Below are 5,170 nucleotides of genomic sequence, written 5' to 3'. Positions count from 1 at the left end.
TAGAATTCGACGACGAGGTTGGGCTCCATCTTCACCGGATAGGGCACTTCGTCGAGCTTGGGCACGCGCGTGAAGGTGATCTTCGACGTGCCGTCGGGAACGACATAATCGGGGATATCCCGCTCGGCGAGACCCTGCGCTTCCATCACCAGCGCCATTTCCTTGGCCTTGGGGCCAAGCTCGATGACGTCGTTCACGTCGCAGCGGCGCGACGCGATGTTGCACTTGATGCCGTTGACGCGGATGTGACCGTGATTAACCATCTGACGGGCCGACCAGATCGTCGGCGCGAACTTGGCGCGATAGACGATCATGTCGAGGCGGCGCTCGAGCAGGCCGATGAGGTTCTGGCTGGCGTCGCCCTTCATCCGCTCGGCGTGCTGGAAGGTCTGCTTAAACTGCTTCTCGGTGACGTCGCCGTAATAGCCCTTGAGCTTCTGCTTGGCGCGCAGCTGGATGCCGAAGTCGGAGACCTTCGACTTGCGGCGTTGGCCGTGCTGGCCGGGGCCATATTCGCGCTTGTTGACGGGGCTCTTCGGGCGGCCGAAGACATTTTCGCCCATGCGGCGATCGAGTTTATACTTGGCGCTGGAACGCTTGCTCACGTGAAATAATCCAATCTGCTGTTGTCGTTCGTGCCTGGGCCGCACCACGGAACCTTCAAGTTCCGCGCGACCACCGCTTCACCAGGCGTGCGGGGTCAATTGCGAAGCGGCGCGCCTAGGCGAAGCGGGCACGAAGGTCAAGGTTTGCGCTGGGGCTCGCGCTTTGCCATTGGGCGCACCATGACGATTGATCCCGACCAGTGCCAGACGATGACCGATGTTCGCACCGGAGTCGATGATGTCGACCGAAGGATCGTGGCGCTGGTCGCCCAGCGGTTCGGCTACATGGACGCGGCGGCGCGGATCAAGCTCGATCGGGCCACGGTCCGCGATGAGGCGCGCAAGGCCGAAGTCAAGGCGAAGGTAGACGCGGCGGCGGTGGCGCTTGGCGTCGACCGGGCGCTGATGGCGCGGATTTACGAGGATCTGATCGAGACCTCGATCGCGCATGAATTCGTCGTGTTCGACGAGACGCGGGGTTAGTTCAGCGCGGCCTCGGCCTGACCAGCGTGCGGATCATCCCGCGCACCGCCTTCACCTCGCGGCTCGACCAGCGCGCTTTCGACATGATCGTCCGGATCGCATGGCGGGTGACGGTGATCCGCTCGGGCGGATGGAAATAACCCGCCGCGAGCAGTGATTCGTCGAGCTGGCCGATCAGCCCTTCGAGCTCGGATTGCGGGGCGGGGGGTTCGACATCCTTGACCGGCGGCTGGGCCAGCGCTTCGCCCTTCGACCATTCATAAGCGAGCAGGATGACCGCCTGGGCGAGGTTCAACGATCCGAACTCGGGGTTGATCGGGACGGTGACGATCGAGGTCGCTAGCGCGACATCGTCGCTGGCCAGGCCCGACCGTTCTGGCCCAAACAGGATCGCGCTGCGGCCGGGGGTCGAGCGGATCTGCGCCGCCATGTCCTTGGGCCCGGTGACCGGCATGATCAGGTCGCGGCGGCGCACGGTCGAGGCAAACACGGTCGAGCAATCGGCGATTGCTTCGGCGACGCTGTCGAACACTTGCGCCTGCTCGAGCACGATATCCGCCCCGCTCGCCGCAGGCCCCGCCTCGGGGTTTGGCCAGCCGTCACGCGGCGCGACGAGGCGCATCTCGGTCAGCCCGAAGTTGAGCATCGCCCGCGCCGCCTTACCGATATTCTGCCCAAGCTGCGGCCGCACCAGGATGATGACCGGGGGAGCTGCGCCTTCCACGATCAGAGCAGACGGTCGGGCTTGGGATCGATCGGCGCGGCCTCGACACTCTCGGCGATTTCGGTGAAATCCTGAGGCTCGGAGAAGTCCTTGTAAACACTGGCGAAGCGGATGTAGGCGACATGGTCGAGGCCCTCGAGCCCGGCCATCACGGCCTCGCCGATGCGCTCGACCGAGACGTCGTCGCCCTGCGTTTCGAGCTGGCGCTGGATGCCCGAGATGAGGCGGTCGATGCGCTCTGGCGCGATATCGCGCTTGCGGCAGGCGAGCTCGATCGAGCGTTCGAGCTTGCGCCGGTCGAACGGCTGGCGCTTGCCGTCCTTCTTGACGACGGTGAGGTCGCGCAACTGCACCCGCTCGAAGGTGGTGAAGCGCGCGCCGCAGCCCTCGCACTGCCGCCGCCGCCGGATCGCCGCGCCGTCTTCCGACGAGCGGCTGTCCTTTACCTGGCTGTCGTCATGGGCGCAGAATGGGCAGCGCATTCAGCGCTTGATCCGCTGCCACAGCGCGATGCCGACGCCGCCGATCAGTCCGACGGGGATCGTCAGCACCGGCAGCAGGATCGCCGCGACGGTCCCGATCGCGGCTCCGGCGAGGAGCGGCTTGGCCGAGGGATGGGCGATGCCTTCCCGACCGATGCCTTTGAGTTCCTCGGCCGCGCGCGCGAGGTAACCGGGGCGGTTGGGGTCGGCCATGGCGGGTCAGTCCTGATAGATCGGGAAGCGGGCGCAGAGTTCGCGGACGCGCACATTGACCGCCGCCTCGACCGCGCGATCGCCCGCCTTCACGCCTTCGAGCACGTCAGCGACCATGTCGGCGATGTCGCGGAATTCGGCCTCGCCAAATCCGCGCGTTGTGCCGGCGGGGGAACCGACACGAATGCCGCTGGTCTGCATCGGGGGAAGCGGGTCGAACGGAACGCCATTCTTGTTGCAGGTGATCCCGGCGCGCTCGAGTGCTTCGTCGGCGTCTTTGCCGGTGATGCCAAGCGGGCGCAGGTCGACCAGCGCCAAGTGGGTGTCGGTGCCCCCCGAAACGAGGTCCGCGCCGCGCTCCTTGAGGCGGTTGGCAAGGACCTGAGCATTCTTGATGACCGCCTTGGCATACGTCTTGAAGCCCGGTTCGAGCGCTTCGCCGAACGCGACCGCCTTGGCGGCGATGACGTGCATCAGTGGGCCGCCCTGGAGCCCCGGGAAGACCGCCGAATTGATCTTCTTGGCGATGCCCTCGTCGTCGGTCAGCACCATGCCGCCGCGCGGGCCGCGCAATGTCTTGTGGGTGGTGGTGGTGACGACGTGGGCGTGGCCGAACGGGGTCGGATGCTCGCCCGCCGCGACCAGGCCCGCGAAATGCGCCATGTCGACCATCAGCGTCGCGCCCACCTCGTCCGCGATCGCACGAAAACGGGCGAAGTCGAGGTGGCGGGGGTAGGCCGAGCCGCCAGCGATGATCAGCGTCGGGCGATGCTCTTTCGCCAAGGCCTCGACCTGCTCGAAGTCGACGAGGTCATCGTCGCGCCGCACGCCATACTGGATCGCGTTGAACCATTTGCCCGACTGCGCCGGCTTGGCGCCGTGGGTGAGGTGGCCTCCCGCGTCGAGGCTCATCCCGAGAATGGTGTCGCCGGGCTTGGTCAGCGCGAGCATTACCGCGCCATTGGCCTGCGCGCCCGAGTGCGGCTGGACATTGACGAAGCCGCAACTGAACAATTGCTTGGCGCGGTCGATCGCCAGCTGCTCGACGAGGTCGGACGGGTGGCAGCCCTGGTAATAGCGGCGGCCCGGATAGCCCTCGGCATATTTGTTGGTGAACACCGAGCCCTGCGCTTCGAGCACCGCGCGGCTGACGATGTTCTCCGATGCGATCAGCTCGATCTGGGTCTGCTCGCGGGTCAGCTCGGCGGCGATCGCGTCGGCTACTGCGGGATCGTTCTGGCGCACCGTCCGCGTGAAGAAGCCGTCGGGCTGGACGTCGTTCAAATTGGCGGCGGTGGCCATCAGGCGCGCTCCTGCTCAAGGTGGGATAGCATATCGACGCGGTGCTGGTGGCGGCCGCCTTCGAACTTGGTGGTGAGGAAGGCGGTGACGCACGCCTTGGCCATCTCGATCCCGATCAGGCGGGCGCCGAGCGCGATGGCGTTGGCGTCGTTGTGGGAGCGAGCGAAGGTGGCCGAAAGCGGCTCGCTGACCTGCGCGCAGCGGCAGGCGGGATTGCGGTTGGCGGCGATGGCGATGCCGATGCCCGAGCCGCAGATGGCGATCCCGCGCTCCGCCTCGCCCTCGCCAAGCGCTCGGGCAAGCCGCGCGCCATAATCGGGATAATCGACGCTGGCGGCGCCGTGGGTGCCAAGGTCGAGGATGTCATAGCCAGCCTCGCCGAGCCACGCCGCAAGGGCGTCCTTGAGATCGACGCCGGCATGGTCGGCGGAAAGGGCGATGCGCATGCCAGTCGCCTACGCCAAGCGACCGGGATTCGCCAGTGGTGGTTCAGGCCGCCCGGCGCTTTTCGAGTTCAAGGCGGCTCCACACTTCTTCCAGCGCACCGACCAGTTCGTCGATCATCGCCTCGCTGTGGCATGGCCCTGGGGTGAAGCGCAGCCGCTCGGTGCCGCGCGGCACGGTCGGATAGTTGATCGGCTGGACGTAAAGGCCGTACTCGGCGAGCAATATGTCGCTGATGCGCTTGGCCTTGACCGCGCAGCCGACCATCACCGGCACGATGTGGGTGACGCTGTCCATCACCGGCAGGCCGGCCTCGGTCATCCTCGCCTTGAGCGCCGCCGCCGCCGCTTGCTGCGCCGCGCGTTCCTCACCCGATTGCTTTAAGTGCCGCACCGACGCGAGCGCCCCCGCAACGAGCACCGGCGACAGGCTCGTCGTGAAGATGAACCCCGGCGCATAGCTGCGAATGCAGTCGATGATCGTCTGGTCGGCGGCGATGTAGCCGCCCATCACGCCGAATGCCTTGCCGAGCGTGCCCTCGATGATCGTCACTCGCCCGGCGACCTCGTCGCGCTCCGAAATGCCGCCGCCGCGTGGTCCGTACATGCCGACGGCGTGGACCTCGTCGAGGTAGGTCATCGCCGCATATTTCTTGGCCAGCGCCACGACAGCGCGCAGATCGGCCACGTCGCCGTCCATGGAATAGACGCTTTCCAGCGCGATCAGCTTCGGCGCGGCGGGATCGGCGCCGGCCAGAAGCTCCTCAAGGTGGGCCAGGTCGTTGTGACGGAAGATGTGGCGCTCGCCCCGGCCGGCCCGGATGCCGCTGATCATCGAATTGTGGTTCAGGGCATCGGAGAAGACGATCAGCCCGGGCAGGATCTTGTAGAGCGTCGACAGCGACGCCTCGTTGGAGA

8 protein-coding genes are annotated in these 5,170 nt (G+C 66.5%); 1 reads left to right on the top strand and 7 read right to left on the bottom strand.

Annotation, left to right across the window (positions count from 1 at the left end):
• Nucleotides 1–605: 30S ribosomal protein S4 (gene rpsD, locus Q0R27_RS07300; RefSeq protein WP_293942872.1), on the bottom strand; the 605-nt coding region annotated here is incomplete at its 3' end.
• Between the two features lie 180 nt (nt 606–785).
• Between rpsD and Q0R27_RS07295 the strand changes: the two genes are divergently transcribed.
• The gene (locus tag Q0R27_RS07295) at nt 786–1,088 is read left to right on the top strand and encodes a chorismate mutase (RefSeq protein WP_293942870.1); all 303 of its coding nucleotides are present in this window, start codon (nt 786–788) and stop codon (nt 1,086–1,088) included.
• A gap of 1 nt (nt 1,089) precedes the next feature.
• On the opposite strand, the gene Q0R27_RS07290 is transcribed toward Q0R27_RS07295, so the two are convergent.
• From Q0R27_RS07290 to hemA, 6 genes are all read right to left on the bottom strand, one after another.
• Nucleotides 1,090–1,812 (bottom strand): RNA methyltransferase, encoded by a 723-nt coding sequence (locus Q0R27_RS07290; protein ID WP_293942868.1) that lies wholly within the window; start codon nt 1,810–1,812, stop codon nt 1,090–1,092.
• Between the two features lie 2 nt (nt 1,813–1,814).
• On the bottom strand, nt 1,815–2,294 hold the full coding sequence (gene nrdR / locus Q0R27_RS07285; protein ID WP_293942866.1) for a transcriptional regulator NrdR: 480 nt from the start codon (nt 2,292–2,294) through the stop codon (nt 1,815–1,817).
• Entirely contained in the window at nt 2,295–2,507 is a 213-nt protein-coding gene (locus Q0R27_RS07280) for a hypothetical protein (protein ID WP_293942864.1), read from the bottom strand.
• A 6-nt stretch (nt 2,508–2,513) separates the two neighbouring features.
• Nucleotides 2,514–3,809, bottom strand: a complete 1,296-nt coding sequence (locus Q0R27_RS07275; RefSeq protein WP_293942862.1) for a serine hydroxymethyltransferase — start codon at nt 3,807–3,809, stop codon at nt 2,514–2,516.
• Nucleotides 3,809–4,255, bottom strand: a complete 447-nt coding sequence (gene rpiB, locus Q0R27_RS07270) for a ribose 5-phosphate isomerase B (RefSeq protein WP_293942860.1) — start codon at nt 4,253–4,255, stop codon at nt 3,809–3,811. The genes Q0R27_RS07275 and rpiB overlap by 1 nt, the downstream gene beginning before the upstream one ends.
• A gap of 43 nt (nt 4,256–4,298) precedes the next feature.
• Nucleotides 4,299–5,170 (bottom strand): 5-aminolevulinate synthase (gene hemA, locus Q0R27_RS07265; protein WP_293942858.1); only part of this gene is annotated, 872 nt, incomplete at its 5' end.

The sequence above is a fragment of the Sphingomonas sp. genome (assembly GCF_025362505.1).
Lineage (GTDB): Bacteria > Pseudomonadota > Alphaproteobacteria > Sphingomonadales > Sphingomonadaceae > Sphingomicrobium.
Note: the sequence above shows the minus strand (reverse complement) of the source record. Positions and strands in the feature narration are given on the sequence as shown.